18 protein-coding genes, 1 tRNA gene, 1 rRNA gene and 1 pseudogene are annotated in these 18147 nt (G+C 35.9%); 12 read left to right on the top strand and 9 right to left on the bottom strand.

The features are described from left to right. The first annotated feature begins 479 nt into the window (after positions 1-479). From hflK to rplI, 10 genes and pseudogenes are all read left to right on the top strand, one after another. Positions 480-1667: an FtsH protease activity modulator HflK gene (gene hflK / locus WBAF_RS01700; protein WP_121463344.1), complete on the top strand. Its 1188-nt coding sequence runs from the start codon at positions 480-482 to the stop codon at positions 1665-1667. Between the two features lie 5 nt (positions 1668-1672). Further along, entirely contained in the window at positions 1673-2668 is a 996-nt protein-coding gene (gene hflC / locus WBAF_RS01695; RefSeq protein WP_121463343.1) for a protease modulator HflC, read from the top strand. Between the two features lie 173 nt (positions 2669-2841). Further along, positions 2842-4140, top strand: a complete 1299-nt coding sequence (locus WBAF_RS01690; RefSeq protein ID WP_121463342.1) for an adenylosuccinate synthase — start codon at positions 2842-2844, stop codon at positions 4138-4140. A gap of 219 nt (positions 4141-4359) precedes the next feature. Beyond that, a pseudogene (locus WBAF_RS02485) lies at positions 4360-4743 on the top strand (transcriptional repressor NsrR). A 50-nt stretch (positions 4744-4793) separates the two neighbouring features. Continuing rightward, the gene (gene rnr, locus WBAF_RS01685) at positions 4794-7022 is read left to right on the top strand and encodes a ribonuclease R (protein ID WP_121463341.1); all 2229 of its coding nucleotides are present in this window, start codon (positions 4794-4796) and stop codon (positions 7020-7022) included. 70 nt (positions 7023-7092) lie between these two features. Continuing rightward, positions 7093-7857 carry a 23S rRNA (guanosine(2251)-2'-O)-methyltransferase RlmB gene (rlmB, locus tag WBAF_RS01680; protein ID WP_121463340.1) on the top strand — a complete coding sequence of 255 codons (765 nt, stop codon included), beginning with the start codon at positions 7093-7095 and terminating at the stop codon, positions 7855-7857. Between the two features lie 154 nt (positions 7858-8011). After that, entirely contained in the window at positions 8012-8404 is a 393-nt protein-coding gene (gene rpsF, locus WBAF_RS01675) for a 30S ribosomal protein S6 (protein WP_121463339.1), read from the top strand. 8 nt (positions 8405-8412) lie between these two features. Further along, positions 8413-8760 (top strand): primosomal replication protein N, encoded by a 348-nt coding sequence (gene priB, locus WBAF_RS01670; RefSeq protein ID WP_121463338.1) that lies wholly within the window; start codon positions 8413-8415, stop codon positions 8758-8760. Next, positions 8735-8962, top strand: a complete 228-nt coding sequence (gene rpsR, locus WBAF_RS01665) for a 30S ribosomal protein S18 (RefSeq protein ID WP_121463337.1) — start codon at positions 8735-8737, stop codon at positions 8960-8962. Before priB ends, rpsR begins: the two co-directional genes overlap by 26 nt. 33 nt (positions 8963-8995) lie before the next feature. Then, the gene (gene rplI / locus WBAF_RS01660; protein WP_121463336.1) at positions 8996-9445 is read left to right on the top strand and encodes a 50S ribosomal protein L9; all 450 of its coding nucleotides are present in this window, start codon (positions 8996-8998) and stop codon (positions 9443-9445) included. A gap of 953 nt (positions 9446-10398) precedes the next feature. Here the strand turns inward: rplI and WBAF_RS01655 are convergent. Both WBAF_RS01655 and rrf read right to left on the bottom strand, forming a co-directional pair. Next, a tRNA-Trp gene (locus WBAF_RS01655) sits at positions 10399-10474 on the bottom strand. Between the two features lie 90 nt (positions 10475-10564). After that, positions 10565-10656: ribosomal RNA gene (gene rrf, locus WBAF_RS01650) — 5S ribosomal RNA — on the bottom strand. A gap of 1174 nt (positions 10657-11830) precedes the next feature. Between rrf and def the strand changes: the two genes are divergently transcribed. Both def and fmt read left to right on the top strand, forming a co-directional pair. After that, positions 11831-12343 (top strand): peptide deformylase, encoded by a 513-nt coding sequence (gene def, locus WBAF_RS01645; protein WP_121463335.1) that lies wholly within the window; start codon positions 11831-11833, stop codon positions 12341-12343. 32 nt (positions 12344-12375) lie between these two features. Next, entirely contained in the window at positions 12376-13347 is a 972-nt protein-coding gene (fmt, locus tag WBAF_RS01640) for a methionyl-tRNA formyltransferase (protein ID WP_121463334.1), read from the top strand. Between the two features lie 413 nt (positions 13348-13760). On the opposite strand, the gene rplQ is transcribed toward fmt, so the two are convergent. The 7 genes from rplQ to secY are packed head-to-tail and all read right to left on the bottom strand — an operon-like array spanning position 13761 to position 18144. Further along, positions 13761-14138 (bottom strand): 50S ribosomal protein L17, encoded by a 378-nt coding sequence (rplQ, locus tag WBAF_RS01635; RefSeq protein WP_121463333.1) that lies wholly within the window; start codon positions 14136-14138, stop codon positions 13761-13763. Positions 14139-14183: 45 nt separating this feature from the next. After that, complete coding sequence (locus WBAF_RS01630) at positions 14184-15167, bottom strand: DNA-directed RNA polymerase subunit alpha (protein WP_121463332.1); 984 nt, start codon at positions 15165-15167, stop codon at positions 14184-14186. A gap of 25 nt (positions 15168-15192) precedes the next feature. Further along, the gene (gene rpsD / locus WBAF_RS01625) at positions 15193-15813 is read right to left on the bottom strand and encodes a 30S ribosomal protein S4 (protein ID WP_121463331.1); all 621 of its coding nucleotides are present in this window, start codon (positions 15811-15813) and stop codon (positions 15193-15195) included. A 38-nt stretch (positions 15814-15851) separates the two neighbouring features. Beyond that, positions 15852-16238: a 30S ribosomal protein S11 gene (gene rpsK, locus WBAF_RS01620; RefSeq protein WP_121463330.1), complete on the bottom strand. Its 387-nt coding sequence runs from the start codon at positions 16236-16238 to the stop codon at positions 15852-15854. 16 nt (positions 16239-16254) lie between these two features. Beyond that, positions 16255-16611, bottom strand: coding sequence for a 30S ribosomal protein S13 (rpsM, locus tag WBAF_RS01615; protein ID WP_121463329.1), 357 nt, complete (start codon positions 16609-16611; stop codon positions 16255-16257). A gap of 48 nt (positions 16612-16659) precedes the next feature. Next, positions 16660-16776 carry a 50S ribosomal protein L36 gene (gene rpmJ, locus WBAF_RS01610; RefSeq protein WP_121463328.1) on the bottom strand — a complete coding sequence of 39 codons (117 nt, stop codon included), beginning with the start codon at positions 16774-16776 and terminating at the stop codon, positions 16660-16662. Between the two features lie 42 nt (positions 16777-16818). Next, entirely contained in the window at positions 16819-18144 is a 1326-nt protein-coding gene (gene secY / locus WBAF_RS01605; RefSeq protein WP_121463327.1) for a preprotein translocase subunit SecY, read from the bottom strand. Between the last annotated feature and the right edge of the window lie 3 nt (positions 18145-18147).

The raw sequence follows: 18147 nt of genomic DNA, 5'->3' as shown, positions 1-18147 counted from the left end.
TGAAGAAAATATTCTAGTAGTTGAAAGTGTATTATAAAAAATTCAGGCTAATGAAATTTCAGAATTGTTAGTCATGAATGAAATTAACATGTTGAATAGCTACCCCTATTGATCGTGATGAGAATAATGTTCATATTCTGAGCTAGCTCTTAGCTAAAACAGGTTAAGTAATTCCATTTGATGAAATTGTACATTATAAATTACGTTTACCTCCAAAAGCTGGTAGTTTAAGCAGTCGGTTCTATCAAATTAAAGTAATCGAATATGAAAAAATTGATAAAGATAGCAGTATCATTCTTTAAGTAAAGTTGCCCATTGTTAATTGGCAAAATGGGCAACAAGTTTGTAAACAATAACAACCTTTACCTGAACACATTTTTAAGTAAAAACATTAAATATAGTTAACAATTTTAACAAATTAAGAGTAAATATTTTGCTCTTAGCCCTGAAACACCAATCATAATGAATGGAGTTATAACATGGCGTGGAATCAGCCCGGTAATAACAGACAGGACCGTGACCCGTGGGGAAGCTGCAATAGCGGCAACTCCAGTGGTAATAAAGGTAATCGGAAAAAGAGAAGAACTAATCTTGAAGATCTATTCAGCAAGTTAAGTCGTAAACTTGGTGGTTTAGGTAAGTCGAGTAATCAAAATAACGTCAATATAACCGGCCGTTTTATCGTATTTATTATTACATCAATTATTATTATTTTTGCTGTAAGTAGTTTTTATACGATCAAAGAGAGTGATCGTGGCGTTGTTTTCCGTTTTGGTAAATATATTCATACTGTTGAACCTGGGTTAAATTGGAATTTAATTTTTTTTGAAAAAGTTATTCCTGTTAATGTTGAAACCATACGTGAACAAGCGACTAATAGTATGATGTTAACTTCGGATGAAAATATTATTCAAGTAGAAATGAACGTCCAGTATCTAGTAACTGATCCGGTTCAATATTTATTTAATGTAACTAACCCGGATAACAGTTTGCGTCAGGCAATAGATAGCGCAGTATGCCGAATTGTTGGTCAATCAGCAATGGAACAAGTATTAACAACGAAACGTGCCTTTATCCGTGATGAAACAAAAAAAGAGTTAGAAAATATGATAAGACCATATAATATAGGTATAACAATATTAGATGTTAACTTACAGGCTGCTCGTCCACCGGAAGCGGTTAAAACGGCATTTGATGATGTTATTGCGGCACGAGAAGAAGAACAGAAGACTATTCGTGAAGCGCAATCTTATTGCCATGAAGTCCTGCCATTAGCAAAAGGTAATGCACAAAAATTAATTGAAGAAGCTTCAGCTTATAAGACAAGTGTAGTTTTCAAGGCTGAAGGTGAAGTGGCCAACTTTGCCAAAATTTTGCCGGAATATCGAGCAGCTCCTCAGATCGCTCGTGAGCTTTTATATATTGAGACAATGGAACGAGTACTAGGTAATACGCGTAAGGTTATTATTAACGACAAGAGCAATAATATGTTAGTGTTATCACTAGAGCAAATTATACGTAATGGAAACAAATATAACGCAGCGGATATACAAAAAATAAAAACACCAACAGTTATTCATTATTCAGCTATTTCTCCTAAATCGCCTTATAGCTATCGCACACTAGATAGTGCTCGGGGCAGTAATTCAACTCGTGTGGGGAGATAATAATCATGCGTAAATCAGTGATTGTTATCATTGTTGCCGCATTAGTTGTGTTGTATATGTCCGTTTTCACTGTTCAACAGACAAAAAGAGGTATTATTCTACGGTTTGGTAAGGTTGTACGTTATAGTGATAATAACCCTATTATTTATGAGCCAGGGTTGCATCTAAAAATACCATTTATTGAAATGGTCAAGATGTTAGATACTCGTATTCAGACATTAGATGTTCAGGCAGATCGCTATCTGACTAGCGAAAATAAATATTTAATTATTAATTTTTATTTAAAATGGCGAATTACTGATTTTAGTCGTTACTATGTTGCGACCGGGGGCGGTGATCCTTACCAAGCTAATACTTTACTGAAACGTAAAGTTAGCGATCGCATTTGTTCAGAATTTAGCCGTTTAAATATGAAAGATATTATTACAGATTCAAGTGGGCACTTGACTATTAATGTACTTAGTGCACTTAATAAAGGTTCTGCTTCAGATATTGAAGTAACAAAAGAAGCTGATCAGACTGTAGCTTCAGCAGCAGCAAGTTTTAATAAAGAGATCAAGGATAATTGGCAGGCTGTTAATCCAAACAGCCTAGCTACGCTAGGGATTGAAGTGGTCGATGTTCGTATAAAAAGTATTGAATTGCCAAGTGAATTTTCAGAATCTATATATGAGCGTATGCGCGCTGAACAAGGGGCTGTAGCGCGTCAGCACCGTTCACACGGTCAAGAAGAGGCAGTTAAGATCCGTGCAGCAGCAGATAAAATAGTAACAAAAACATTGGCAGAAGCGGAGCGCACCGCACTGAGATTACATGGTGAAGGAGATGCTATGGCGACTAAGCTATTTGTTGATGGATTTAATCAAGATCCAGATTTCTATGCTTTCATTCGTAGTTTGCGGGCATACGATAAGAGCTTTAGTAAAAAAAATGGTGATGATGTGATGGTATTAAGCCCAGATATCTATTTTTTTCGCTATATGCGAGCACCAATTAAATAAATAGCGGTGCGTGATCATTAAAAAGATAAGCGAATTGCTAAATTATTCTAGATAAGCACCCTTTAGGTATGCTTTAATCTGTTAATATTATCATGATAAAAGGTATTTTTGTTATAAAAATTTAGAGCTGCTAATGGTATAATTCTTTTTTAAGCCATCGAGTGAATTTTAAAATGGGTAGAAACGTTGTCGTATTAGGTACTCAGTGGGGTGACGAAGGTAAAGGAAAAATAGTAGATTTACTAACTGAACGCGCTAAGTATGTTGTTCGTTATCAAGGTGGGCATAACGCTGGTCATACGCTAGTGGTAAATGGTAAAAAAACTATTCTCCATCTTATCCCATCAGGGATGATGCGGGAAAATGTCATAAGCGTTATTGGCAATGGTGTGGTGTTAGCACCTGATGCTTTAATGGATGAAATAAAAAAATTGGAAGCACGTGGTGTGCCGGTACGTGAGCGTCTCAAAATTTCGGCAGCTTGTACATTAATATTACCCTATCATGTTGCTTTAGATAACGCGCGGGAAAAAGCCAGAGGAGCAAAAGCAATAGGCACGACAGGCCGGGGCATTGGCCCAGCTTATGAAGATAAAGTTGCCCGCCGTGGATTACGTCTTTGTGATCTATTTAATAAAAAAACTTTTCCCGTCAAACTTAATGAAATAATTGATTATCATAATTTTCAATTAGTGAATTTTTATAAAAAACCTGCTATCGATTACCAAAAAACATTAGATGATATTATGGTTATTGCCGATATTTTAACGGATATGACCGTTGATGTTGCTTATTTATTATATCAAGCACATCAAAAAGGCGAATTAGTCATGTATGAAGGGGCACAGGGAACATTGCTGGATATTGATCATGGTACTTATCCCTATGTGACTTCTTCAACCACAACGGCGGGTGGGGTTGCTACTGGCTCAGGCTTAGGTCCGCGTTATATTGATTATGTTTTAGGAATATTGAAAACTTATTCTACCCGTGTAGGTGGTGGTCCTTTTCCAACAGAATTAGCCGATGAAACAGGTGAATACTTGCGGGAAAAAGGGCAAGAATTTGGTGCAACAACTGGCCGTTACCGTCGTACAGGTTGGTTAGATATTGTTGCTATTAACCGAGCAGCTCAAATAAATTCTATTTCTGGGTTCTGTTTAAATAAGTTAGATGTATTAGATGGGTTGGATGAAGTAAAACTTTGTATTGCTTATCGCAAACCAGATGGAACTGAACTTACTATACCGCCGTTAGCGGTAGAAGAATGGGAAGATTTAGCCCCGATATATGAAACATTACCAGGCTGGAGTGAAAGCACTTTTGGTATAAAAGAATATAATCAATTACCTCAAGCAGCAATTAATTATATTAAACGGATTGAGAAATTAACTGGGATACCTATAGATATTATTTCAACCGGGCCTGATCTTGCTGAAACAATGATATTACGAGATCCTTTTGATGCATAATTAATTTTACTACTCAATAATATATCTTAAATAATTTTGAACATTCAGGCGTTATTTTTATATCTAGTAATTCATGTTACCTGCTTTACTGATTTATTTTGCTTAAATAGATATAACTAAATCAATTAATGTCAAAAAGTTGTCTTTATATTTTTGTTTTATAACTAGGTGTTTATGTGTAGTTAGTTAACAAGGGTTACTAATTATGATTGAAGAACATTGATTTATATTAAGTCCTTACCTAAGGATAAAATTACTAATATTATTGAAGTGACTAATATTTACGGTGTATTGCGTAACCATATGGTAAAAATAATTAATCAATTAAGCCAAGCCTAGTTAGACTTGTTTTGGCTGTGAGAGAGAAAATATTGGTATTTACTTAGACAAGCTAGCTGATCAGCTTCGAATAAGTGAGCTTCTATTAGAGACTATAATATTAGGAAATGGCCGCAGTAATTATTTCTATAGAACTTATGCTTGTCGATTAAAACAAATATTAAATAACCTAATTGATCATTTTAAAATATATTAGATAAATATACCCAGGCTGATCTTATCAATAATAATGATCAGCCACTTTATAAGTTACTTTTAAAATAAATAATAGACCTAATGTATTTTATTAATCGATGTGGTAGTGGAGGTTGGTGATGGCAAAAAATCCATATAAAGCTCGAGAGGCTGAGAAATATCATTTACCAATTTTAAGTCGTGAATATATATTAAAGGGTACTGTTATTGGCCATCGTGATGGTTTTGGTTTTTTACGAGTAGAAGGTCAGAAAAACGATTTTTACCTTTCTTTAGAAGAAATGAGAAAGGCGCTGCATGGTGATGTTGTGCTTATCCAAGCATTATGCAAAGATCCGGTACGACGTACAGAAGTTCGCATTATTCGCGTGCTTGTTCCACGAAGTAATCATATTGTAGGACATTATTTTTTAGAATCTGGTATAGGACATGTAGTTCCTGATGATAGTCGACTATCCTTTGATATTTTTATTCCTAAAGAACATATTAATGGTGCTAGAATGGGAAATGTGGTGGTCGTTGAGATGATAACCAGGCCAGCACGCCATACCCAGGCAGTAGGAAATATTGTTGAAGTATTAGGCGAAAGCATAGGTATTAATGTGGCGGTAGATATTGCATTAAGAAATTATGAAATTCCATATATTTGGCCGCTACAAGTGGAGAAACAAGTTGCTGATTTTTCTGAACAGATCCCTGCGTCAGCAAAAAAAGGAAGAGTAAATTTATGCCATCTACCTTTAGTCACTATTGATGATGAAGATGCACGTGATTTTGACGATGCAGTTTATTGCATGTCTAAAGAAGACGGTGGTTGGTGTCTGTTGGTCGCAATTGCTGATGTTAGTTATTATGTACGGCCACAAACAGCTGTGGATAATGAAGCGTTTAGTCGAGGAAATTCTGTCTATTTTCCATCACGGGTGATCCCCATGTTGCCTGAAATTATATCTAATGGATTATGTTCATTAAACCCTGAAGTAGAAAGGCTTTGCCTCGTATGTGAAATTCAGTTATCGGCAGAGGGACAAATAACTTCATCTAAATTCTATGAAGCCGTGATGCGTTCTCATGCCAGATTGACTTATACCAAAGTAGATAAAATTTTACAGGGTGACAAAGAATTACGTCAACATTATAAAGATCTAGTACCACATATAGAACAACTTCATCGATTATATAAATCGTTAGATAGCGCGCGCATAAAACGAGGCGCTATATGCTTTGAATCTGAAGAAGCTAAATTTATTTTTAATAAAGAAAAACGCATTGAGCAGATAGTGCCGGTTGAACGTAATGATGCGCATAAATTAATTGAAGAGTGTATGATATTAGCAAATATCGCGGCCGCTGGTTTTGTTGAGAGAAATAAAGAACCTAGCTTATACCGTGTTCATGATAGACCCAAACAAGATAGTATTATAAACTTGCAGACGGTATTTAGTGAATTTGGTTTGACATTGCCAGGTGGCATGAAACCACAATCAGCTGATTATGCTAAAATAATGGACGCAGTAGCTGAACGTCCAGATCATGAATTACTGCAAACAATGATTTTACGCTCAATGAAGCAGGCTATTTATGATCCTGAAAATAGAGGGCATTTTGGCTTAGCATTGAAATCTTATGCCCATTTCACTTCACCCATCCGTCGATATCCTGATCTAGCCCTACATCGTTCAATTAAATATCTTTTATCTAGCCAACATACAAATAATCAACCTCGCTCGACACTAACTGGTGGTTGGCATACTGATACCCATAAAATGTTACAATTAGGTGAACATTGTTCCATGACAGAACGGCGGGCTGATGAAGCAACAAGAGATGTTGCTGATTGGTTGAAATGTGATTTTATGCAAGATCAAGTAGGTAATCTATTTACTGGTATTATCACCAGTGTCACTGGTTTTGGTTTTTTTGTCCGTTTAAAAGATCTTTTTATTGATGGTTTGGTGCATGTATCTTCACTTAATAACGATTACTATCGCTACGATAATGTAGGACAGCGACTTATTGGTGAGTCTTCAGGTATGGTATATCGTCTTGGTGATGAAGTAGAAATTAGTGTTGAAGCTGTACATATAAATGAACGCAAGATTAATTTCACGTTGATATCAACTTTACGTAAGGTAAAAAATCTAGGTAAGACAGAAAAAGCAAAAAAAAAAATTAAAAACACAATTTCAACTCATAGCAAGCACAGCCAAAACAAAAAATTAGATCTCAATGGAGCATCTGTTAAATCTAATTTAATGGGCACTAATAATGGTGCTGATAAAAGAAAAAAAATTAGCTTAAAATTAAGAGCAAAAAAAGCTATCAAAAAAGCACAAAAAAAATATTAATTTGTTTATTAATTATATTTATAGTAAGTTATTGACGCTCTTTAATAGTTATTAAGTAATAGATAAATTTATGAGTGAAATTATTTATGGTATTCATGCAGTGCACGCACTGCTGCAACGTGATCCTTCGAGTTTTAAACAAGTTTATGCACTCAAAGGGCGTGAAGATAGACGTCTATTGCTTATTATTCAACAGCTTGAAAAATTAGGTATTATTATCCAGTTAGCCAATCGTAAATGGATGGATAGGAAAATAGGTAACGCTGTTCATCAAGGTATTATTGCCAAGGTAACCCCAGGAAGACAATATCAAGAGAGTGATTTAGATATTATTATTTCTCAAACGGAATCACCCTTTTTGCTTATATTAGATGGGATTACCGATCCACATAACTTAGGCGCTTGTTTACGTAGTGCAGAGGCAGCTGGTATTGATGCTGTTATTGTACCAAAAGATAAATCGGCTAAACTTAATGCAATTGCTAAAAAAGTTGCCTGTGGTGCAGCTGATAGTATGCCATTAATACGGGTTACCAATCTTGCGCGGACACTACGTCAATTGCTGCAGCAGAATAATATATGGATTGTTGGTACTGCGGGGAACGCCAATCATACATTATATGATAGTAAGTTAACCGGGGCTATTGCATTGGTGATGGGAGCTGAAGATGAAGGTATGCGGCGATTAACAAGGGAACATTGTGATGAACTAATTAATATTCCAATGGCCGGTATCGTTTCATCTTTAAATGTCTCTGTTGCGACGGGCATTTGTTTATTTGAAGCAGTACGTCAACGGCGTGTCATTATGGCAAGATTACCTGACTCAATTTAATGTGCGATAAGTTATGATTTAATCTATTGCTTGAGATTTAACTAGAGGATAGGTATAGTTGTCTATTTTTAGCCGCACTAAAATAAGTTACTTACCTCCATGGTAGGCGGCTGACCATGGCAGGAAGCTGATTAATCCGTGAGGAGCAAAACTCATGCGTCATTACGAAATCGTTTTTATGGTTCATCCAGATCAAAGCGAGCAAGTTGCAGGTATTATTGAGCGTTATAGTGAATCTATTACCGAAGCACAAGGTCAAATCCATCGCTTAGAAGACTGGGGTCGCCGTCAATTGGCTTATCCAATCAATCAATTGCACAAAGCACACTATGTTCTGATGAACGTTGAAGTGACGCAAGAAGTGATTGATGAGTTAGAAATAAACTTCCGCTTAAATGATGCCGTTGTCCGCAGCATGATTATGCGTGTTAAGCATGCGGTTACTGAATCTTCTCCAATGGTTAAAGCTAAAGCTGATTGGCGCAGTCGTGATTTAGGTTATGAAACCCTGGAAGTAATTAAGGGAGCTGAAGATTCCAAAGAGTAATTTGGGTTGTGAATACTAATAGATTGGTGCTATCAGGAAAAATCTGTAATGCACCGATAAAGAAAGTCAGTCCAGCTGGTGTTCCTCACTGTCAGCTTGTGATCGAACATCGTTCACAGCAGCAGGAATCAGGTTTTGTTCGACAAGTATGGTGTAGAATAACCATCATTGCCAGCGGAAAAAAATTACAACAGGTTACTCACAGTGTAACTGTCGGTAGTCGGATCACTGTTATAGGGTTTATTAGTAGCCATAAGGGCGCTAATGGCTTGACTAATTTAGTTATTCACGCCGAGCAGATTAAATTGATAGATTCTGGAGACTATCCAAATGGCACGTTATTTCCGTCGTCGTAAGTTCTGCCGTTTCACAGCAGAAGGTGTTCAAGAGATTGATTATAAAGATATCACAACGCTAAAAAACTATATCGCTGATAGCGGTAAAATTGTACCAAGTCGTATCACAGGTACTAGGGCAAAATACCAGCGTCAGCTCGCTCGTGCTATCAAGCGCGCGCGTTATCTGTCTCTGTTCCCATATATTGATCGTCATCATTAAATTGTCCATTAACGACTTAAAGAGGATAAGGTAATGCAAATTATTCTATTGGATAAAGTAGAAAACCTGGGTAACCTAGGTGATAAGGTTGATGTTAAATCAGGTTATGCTCGTAACTATTTAGTCCCGCAAGGAAAAGCTGTTCCTGCAACTAAAAAGAATGTTGAATTTTTTGAAGCACGTCGTGCAGAATTAGAAGCTAAACTCGCCTATGTTCTGACTGTAGCAAAAAGCCGCGCTGAAAAAATTAATTCATTAGCAACAGTAACCATAGCTTCTAAAGTCGGTGATGAAGGTAAACTATTTGGTTCGATTGGGACTCGAGATATTGCTAAGGCAATTACTGCTGCCGGTGTTAAGGTGGTAAAAAGCGAAGTTAGCTTACCAAATGGTGTATTGCGTACTATTGGGGAACACGAAATTATTTTTCAATTGCATAGTGATGTATTTGCAAAAATAAATGTGAATATTATTGCTGAATAATTGCTTTCTGATTCTGCTAGTGTTTTTATTTGTGCTAGCTATTGCTATCCTTAATAAATGAATTGTATATAAATTAATTGTATAAAGGTAATTATTTTACCTTTTTTGTCTCTCCTGACAGTAGGAGCTATTATTACAGCTTCTGCTTTTTGATCTTATGATCTTAAATTAAGGCATTCAGCCAGAATGCTTAATGCTTTACATAGAACTTTATGTAAGCGGATATGCCGAGATGTCAATCTCCGCCAGCTGCTGCAGTAAGTAACAGTAAAAATTTTTTAGATAACAATCAGCAGGTAAGCCAAGCAATTAGCCAACTAAAAAAGTTTACGCCAGATTAGCAGGGTTTTATTCAACAATGGAATTTATCATATTAACAGCTGGCCAAAATAGTTGTAGAAAATGACAGTGCAGTTGATAAACTGGCCAAAATATTACACCGTACTCTACATCTGAGTAGTAAAGCAGATTACTTGAATCAAGTTTTTTCTGAAATGGTAAACTACTGATTATCGATGGAATGACGTGGTTACAACGCTTCTTTATTGCCTGGGCGTTAAATAGTCCGAGCGTAATAAGATTATGGTCGGTTAAGAGTAAGTATATAGTACGCAATATGGATTATTGGTATGCTGCATTTAAGGAAAAGAGAACAATCTTTATTTGGCACCTAAAGATCTAATGAATATCTGGGATACTTCAATCTAGTTCATAACTCTTTAGCATTTGGGTGTGAAAGATATCATGGTACACTTTAAGTTCTAAAGTAAATATCGCTTTATGTAGCAGGAGATTTGTTATTATGCCGTGTATTATTTTATAAAAAAGTTATGTACAAAAAATAAAACTAAACGAAAATTGTTAAAATCAAGTGGTAACTATATAGATGCAGTGACATTAATAGGATTATTATTTTTTATACACCCACCCTTATGTCCTTTTCCAAACTTTTATGGCAGGGGCGGAGAGACTCGAACTCCCAACTCCCGGTTTTGGAGACCGGTGTTCTACCAATTGAACTACGCCCCTAAGCTCACGGAATAACCAGCCTGTATTCTAACTAACTGGATTACCACAACACCATTATGTCACTAATGGTCCCATAAATTAAAGTCTGGTAGCTGGTAAGACCCCCACAATGCGGCGCTACGGCATTTCACTTCTGAGTTCGGTATGGAGTCAGGTGGGACCACCGCGCTATTACCGCCAGACAATTTTTTATTCATCCTGCTTCATTTAGCTGCCTTGCTAACACGTATAACACGTTACTAAACTAAATACTAACTAATTTAATCTTAAAACCAACTAAAATTCTATCTCTAAAAAAACTTATGGTGGAAGTTTTGAGAATTATCCTCATCATTATCATTTTTTCAAAATGTGTGGTTCAATTTTTAGCTTGTTCCAGATTATTAAATAGCATAATAGTTAAACCAACTGTGTTAGCTTTAACCTTTACTTAATTTTATCGCCTTCGTCGTTACCTACTAATTAATTCATATATTAATTATTTTATCACTATTCAAGACTTTTAAATCAAATATTTTTTGATGATATCTTATCAGCGCCACACAGATTGTCTCATTATCCTGAGTAGATGTAATTAAATTTAATCAATTATTTCACTACTTACTCAGTCAGGGCGCATTATAGAGCGCCTAAAAATTTACTTAACTATTTTTTTGCTAGTTTTATTTATATGAATTTATTTTCGTCATAATGAATTAAGCTTCTACAAAGCTAGCTAGATCTTATAGTATTTATGATAATTTATAATTTTAAAAATTTGAACATATGATATAAGCTTTTAGCCACTAAATCTATATTAGAGCAAGAACTAATATTCAAGATAGTTCAGTATTTCATGTTAATCATAAAAACCATAAAAGATATCTTTTAATTATTGGAGAAAACGTTATCATTGAACATAAAATTATGTTACATATATGAGGTTAATTATTTTCAATGAAACATAGGGAACATAGATTGATGATGATGTCGTAAGCAGTGATGATTGTGTAGTCATAAAAAAATTTTAAAGTGATTATTTATATATTGAAAATCCTATAAAATAAATGATAAAATTATCGTCAGAAGAGTTAGAAGGCTTAGTTAAAGTCCACAAATAATTATAAAAATTGAAAAAATACTATCCTCAATTATTCTTTTAATCTATTTAATACTGATTAAATATCCGTTAATTTACTGTGCTATAATTTAAAAGCAGAAGCCAAATACAATCAGCATATTTTAATACTTCGTAGGTCTTGCTCATAATTGGCAATTAGTGTGTTTTATTTATAACCAATACTATCAATATTAATAAGAAAGGTCTATAATAGGTGTTAAATACCTTTCACTTTTTAGATATAACTTGAAATATTTATGTCAGTATTAAATATATTACATTACCCAGATGAACGTCTTCGCAAAATTACAGAACCGGTAAAAAAAGTTGATTTAGAAATACAACGTATCGTTAATGATATGTTTGAAACAATGTATGAAGAAAAAGGTATTGGTTTAGCCGCAACACAGGTTAATATTCTTAAAAGAATTATCGTTATTGACGTTTCAAAATATCGTAATGAAAGATTAGTACTTATAAATCCTGTTATCTTAGATACATCTGGTCAAATGGGAATTGAGGAAGGTTGTCTTTCTGTACCAGAACAACGGGCATTTGTACTTCGTGCTAAGGGGATCAAAATTAAAGCATTAGATCTTAATGGTAAACCTTTTAAATTAGAAACAAATGATTTACTGGCTATCTGTATTCAACATGAAATAGATCATCTAAATGGCAAGTTATTTATTGACTATCTTTCAGCATTAAAACGCCAACGCATTAGTAATAAAATTAAAAAGCTTGAACTGCTAAAAGCAAAAACAACATAATGATATGTTATCATATATCATAATATAGTGAAGTGTTAAATAATCTACGAATTATTTTTGCCGGCACTCCGGATTTTGCAGCACAACATTTAGCTGCCTTGCTACTTATCAAGGATAAGTACCAAATTGTTGGTGTTATAACACAACCTGATAAACCAGCTGGAAGAGGACGAAGACTCACATCAAGCACAGTAAAAACATTAGCAGAAAAAAATAACATTCCTATTTTACAGCCAACAACTCTAAAAACAGCAGAAAGTCAGCGCTGGATTGAAAATCAACATGCCGATGTTATAATTGTTGTCGCATATGGCCTAATTTTACCTGAAATGGTATTAAATATGCTACCAATGGGCTGCATAAATGTTCATGGATCACTACTACCTCGCTGGAGAGGCGCGGCGCCAATTCAACGCTCCATTTGGGCTGGTGATAAAGAAACAGGTATTACGATTATGCAAATGGATATTGGACTGGATACTGGAGATATGCTATATAAAGTAAGTTGCCCCATTGAACTAAAAGAAACAAGCGCAACACTGTATCAAAAACTTGCAAAACTTGGCCCTATTGCACTCCTACATACTCTTGATCTGCTCACTTCAGGTAAAGCAAAACCAGAAAAGCAACACGAAAGATTAGCTAACTATACAAAAAAACTGAGTAAAAATGAAGCATTAATTGATTGGACACTTTCTGCTGAACAAATTGAACGATGTATACGAGCATTTAATCCTTGGCCAGTAAGTTATTTTATGATGGCAGATAAACCTATTAAAGTTTGGTATGCAGAAGTAATCAATCATGAAATTGATAGATCACCAGGAATAATTTTAAGTGCTGATAAAACAGGGATTAAAGTGGCAACCGCGAAAGGTATTTTAAATATATTAAAAATACAGCCGGCAGGTAAAAAAATAATGTTAGCTAGTGATTTTTTAAACTCTCATCACGAATGGTTTATACCTAATAGAATGATCTATTCACAAATGCAGCTAAATTAATAATTTAATTTATTAATTACATATATAATTAGTAGGTAATATTTCTATTTTATTCAATAGAAATAAAAAATCTAACCTTAGAATATTCTGTGATCAAGTCATTGCACAGGTTATTGATAAAAAATACTAGTTCAGTACTGTTCTTCTAGAATGTAAAAAAATATCTCAAATAAAGATAAAACTATTTTACATAAGTAAGCAAATATTATGTCAGCTATGCTTACTAAAAATTAGTGCAAAGAAAGTGATAGTCCTTATTAAGAGATATTGTACAAGTAGAAGTAATTGAGCTATATCACCTGTTTTATCGCCCATTTTAATACATCAATATATATTATCCAATATTATTCACTATGATAGCAAACTCGAAAAAGTTCATTACTAGATCAGATATCTAATTGTAAATTTATTATTCAGTCACTTATGCTTTTAACAGTACGATCAACAAGCTCGATGTGAGCCATCGGCGCTTTGTCACCTACTCGAAAGCCACACTTAATAACACGAGTATATCCACCTGCACGGCACGTAAAACGTGGCCCAAGTTCATTAAATAATTTTGCCACGATCTGATTATCACGAGTACGTGTAAATGCCAGACGACGATTAGCTACGCTGTCTGTCTTGGCAAGAGTAATCAGTGTGTCAACTACCCGCCGCAACTCTTTTGCTTTAGGCAAAGTTGTCTTGATAATCTCATGACGAACTAAAGAACCAGCCATATTACGAAACATAGCTTGGCGATGGCTACTATTGCGGTTCAATTGACGACCACTCTTACGATGGCGCATTACCTTCCCCCCAGTAAAAACTTAACTAGTGATATATATCATTCATCAGCCATCAGCAATATTTGCTGGAGGCCAATTTGCTAACCGCATGCCTAGCGATAAACCTCTTGATGCCAAAACATCTTTAATTTCAGTAAGTGATTTTTTACCTAGATTAGGAGTTTTAAGTAAGTCAACTTCAGTGCGCTGAACTAAATCACCGATGTAGTGGATAGCTTCTGCTTTTAAACAATTAGCAGAGCGAACAGTCAATTCCAAATCGTCAACTGCGCGCAGAAGAATAGGATCGAACTCTGGCTTCTTATCTTTCACTTCCACCTTGGCAATATCGCGTAAATCAACGAAAGCTTTAAGTTGTTCAGCCAAGATAGTTGCTGCTCTACGAATTGCCTCTTCTGGATCGATTATACCGTTAGTTTCCATCTCGATAACTAACTTATCCAAATCAGTGCGTTGTTCTACACGCGTCGCTTCAACATTGTATGAAATACGCTCCACAGGGCTATAGCATGCATCAACTAATAAACGACCGATAGGTCGTTCTGCCGAATGAATACGGGCAGAAGCCGGAACATACCCACGACCATGCTGTACCTTAATACGCATATTAATAGCAGAGCTTTCATCAGTTAGATGGCAGATAACATATTGTGGATTGACAATTTCGATATCATCATTAGGGTTAATATCGGCGGCATTAACTGGTCCAATTCCAGATTTATTCAAGGTCAGAATAACTTCATCTTTACCGTGAACTTTTACCGCTAGCCCTTTCAGATTAAGGAGAATCTCCATAATATCTTCCTGCACACCTTCTTTAGTGGTGTACTCATGCAGTACACCATCAATTTCAACCTCGGTAACAGCACAACCCGGCATAGAGGAAAGCAAAATACGGCGTAGTGCGTTACCAAGAGTATGGCCAAAACCACGTTCTAATGGTTCAAGGGTCACCTTGGCGTGCATAGAATTAATTTGCTCGATATCAACTAAGCGTGGTTTAAGAAAATCTGTCACATAACCCTGCATTATGTCCTCTCTTTGGTACTAAGCTTTACTTAGAGTAAAGCTCTACAATTAAGTGTTCGTTAATGTCAGCAGACAGATCAGCGCGTTCAGGAATACGTTTGAACACACCTTCCATCTTGACCGCATCAACATTTAACCAACTTGGTTTCTCACGCTGTTCAGCAAGCTCTAAAGCAGACTTAACACGAGACTGTTTTTTTGCTTTTTCACGAACGCTGATAACATCATTCGGTGAAACCTGATAAGAAGCAATATTAACAACTTGACCATTTACCATAATAGCTTTATAGCTAACCATCTGACGTGCTTCCGCACGTGTTGCGCCAAATCCCATACGATAAACAGTATTATCTAAACGACATTCAAGCAAATTAAGCAGATTTTCGCCTGTATTGCCCTTCAATCGTGTTGCTTCTTTATAATAATTACGGAATTGACGTTCTAGAACACCATAAATACGACGAACTTTTTGTTTCTCACGTAACTGAATACCATAATCAGATAGACGCGGTTTACGTGCACCATGCTGTCCTGGTGCCTGTTCTAATTTACACTTGGTATCAATAGCTCGAACGCCAGACTTAAGAAAAAGATCTATACCCTCTCGACAGCTTAGTTTCAGCTTAGGACCCAAATATCTAGCCATTTTTTATCCCAAAATCCTAAAAAAACAATATAATTAAATTAAACACGACGTTTCTTCGGTGGACGACAACCGTTATGAGGGATAGGAGTGACATCAGTAATGTTAGTAATGCGGAAACCAGCCGCATTTAACGCACGGATAGTTGACTCACGTCCAGGACCAGGTCCTTTAACCATCACTTCTAAGTTATTTATTCCGTACTCTTTAACTGCCTCAGCACAACGTTCTGCTGCAACTTGAGCAGCAAAAGGAGTCGACTTACGAGAACCACGAAAACCAGAACCACCTGCGGTTGCCCAACCCAATGCATTACCCTGACGATCAGTTATGGTAACAATTGTGTTGTTAAAAGAAGCATGGATATGAGCTACACCGTCTGAAACTTGTTTTCTTATACGCTTACGTGTACGAATCGTCTTTGCCATTAATTTAATCCCCCGCTTATTTCTTTATCGGCTTACGCGGTCCCTTGCGAGTACGCGCATTAGTCTTAGTTCGCTGACCACGAACAGGAAGACCACGGCGGTGACGTAAACCACGATAACAACCAAGATCTATTAGACGCTTGATACTTAGTGTAACTTTACGACGTAAATCACCTTCAACAATGTATTTAGCAACTTCTTCGCGTAACTTGTCAATTTGATCTTCAGAAAGTTCACTAAACTTAACATGCTTATCAATACCAGTGGCTAAACAGATTGACTGTGAGCTAGGTTTACCAATGCCGTAAATCGATGTTAAACCGATTACTATATGCTTATGGTCAGGAATATTAATGCCTGTTATACGGGCCACTATGCACTCCTAAAGTTAAATACTGTATAAGTGGAAAATACCGCTTTCTTAGCCTTGACGCTGTTTATGTCTTGGTTCAACGCTACAAATTACACGAACAACACCATTACGTTTAATGATTTTACAATTACGACATAATTTCTTGATTGAAGCACTAACTTTCATTTTACTCTCCGTAACTTACAAAGCAAATTAATTTAAAGGAAATTATTTGCCTTTAAGGTTCGCTTTTTTCAATGCAGAGTCATATTGACTTGACATAATAATAGTTTGCACTTGAGCCATAAAGTCCATAATAACGACAACTACAATCATAAGTGAAGTGCCACCAAAATAGAACGGAACTTTCATTGCATTACGCATAAACTCCGGAATTAAGCAAATAAAAGTAACGTACAATGCACCTACTAATGTTAGGCGCGTCATTACTTTGACAATATACTTAGCAGTTTGCTCTCCTGGACGAATTCCTGGTACAAATGCACCTGACTTCTTCAGGTGATCTGCTGTCTCTCTCGGATTAAAAACTAATGAAGTATAAAAGAAACAGAAGAAGATAATTGCAGATGCATAAAGTAATGTATAAAGTGGTTGTCCTGGCTGCAAATATATTGAAATAGCTGTAAGCCAACCCCTTCCTGTTCCATCACCAAACCAGGAAGCTACTGTACCTGGGAATAGTATAATACTGGAAGCAAAAATTGCAGGAATTACGCCTGCCATATTTACTTTTAATGGTAAATGTGTGCTTTGTGCAGCATAAATGCGACGACCTTGTTGACGTTTTGCGTAGTTAACTACTATACGACGCTGACCAAGCTCCATAAAAACAACAAAATAAGTCACTGCAAATACTAAAACTACAATCAACAACAATAAGAGGAAGTGCAAATCACCTTGCCGAGCTTGTTCAATGGTATGGCAAATAGCCGGTAGGAGGCCTGCAACTATACCTGCAAAAATAATAATAGAGATACCGTTTCCAATACCTCTTTCAGTAATTTGCTCACCTAACCACATCAAAAACATTGTTCCTGTCACTAAACTAACAACAGCCGTAAAATAAAACATAAAACCAGGATTAATGACTAACCCCTGCATACCAGCCACATTAGGTAACCCTGTTGCAACACCAATAGATTGGAATATCGCTAATACCAAAGTACCATAACGTATATATTGACTAATCTTACGTAGACCGGCTTCACCTTCCTTCTTAATCTCTGCTAACCAAGGATTAACTACAGTCAGTAATTGAACAATAATTGATGCTGAAATATAAGGCATAATTCCCAATGCAAAGATAGAAGCACGACTAAGCGCACCACCAGAAAACAGATTAAACATTTCAATTATGGTGCCTCTTTGCTGTTCAAACAATTTAGCAAGCACAGTGGAATTTATTCCAGGAATTGGAATAAAAGAACCAATACGGAAAATAATTAGCGCCCCAATTACAAACAAAAGCTTTCGTTTAAGTTCGCCTATACCACCTTTAGCACTTAGAAAATCTAACCCTTGTTTCTTCGCCACCTG

The organism is Arsenophonus endosymbiont of Aleurodicus dispersus (assembly GCF_900343015.1).
GTDB lineage: Bacteria > Pseudomonadota > Gammaproteobacteria > Enterobacterales > Enterobacteriaceae > Arsenophonus.
This window is presented reverse-complemented; position numbering and strand designations above follow the sequence as displayed.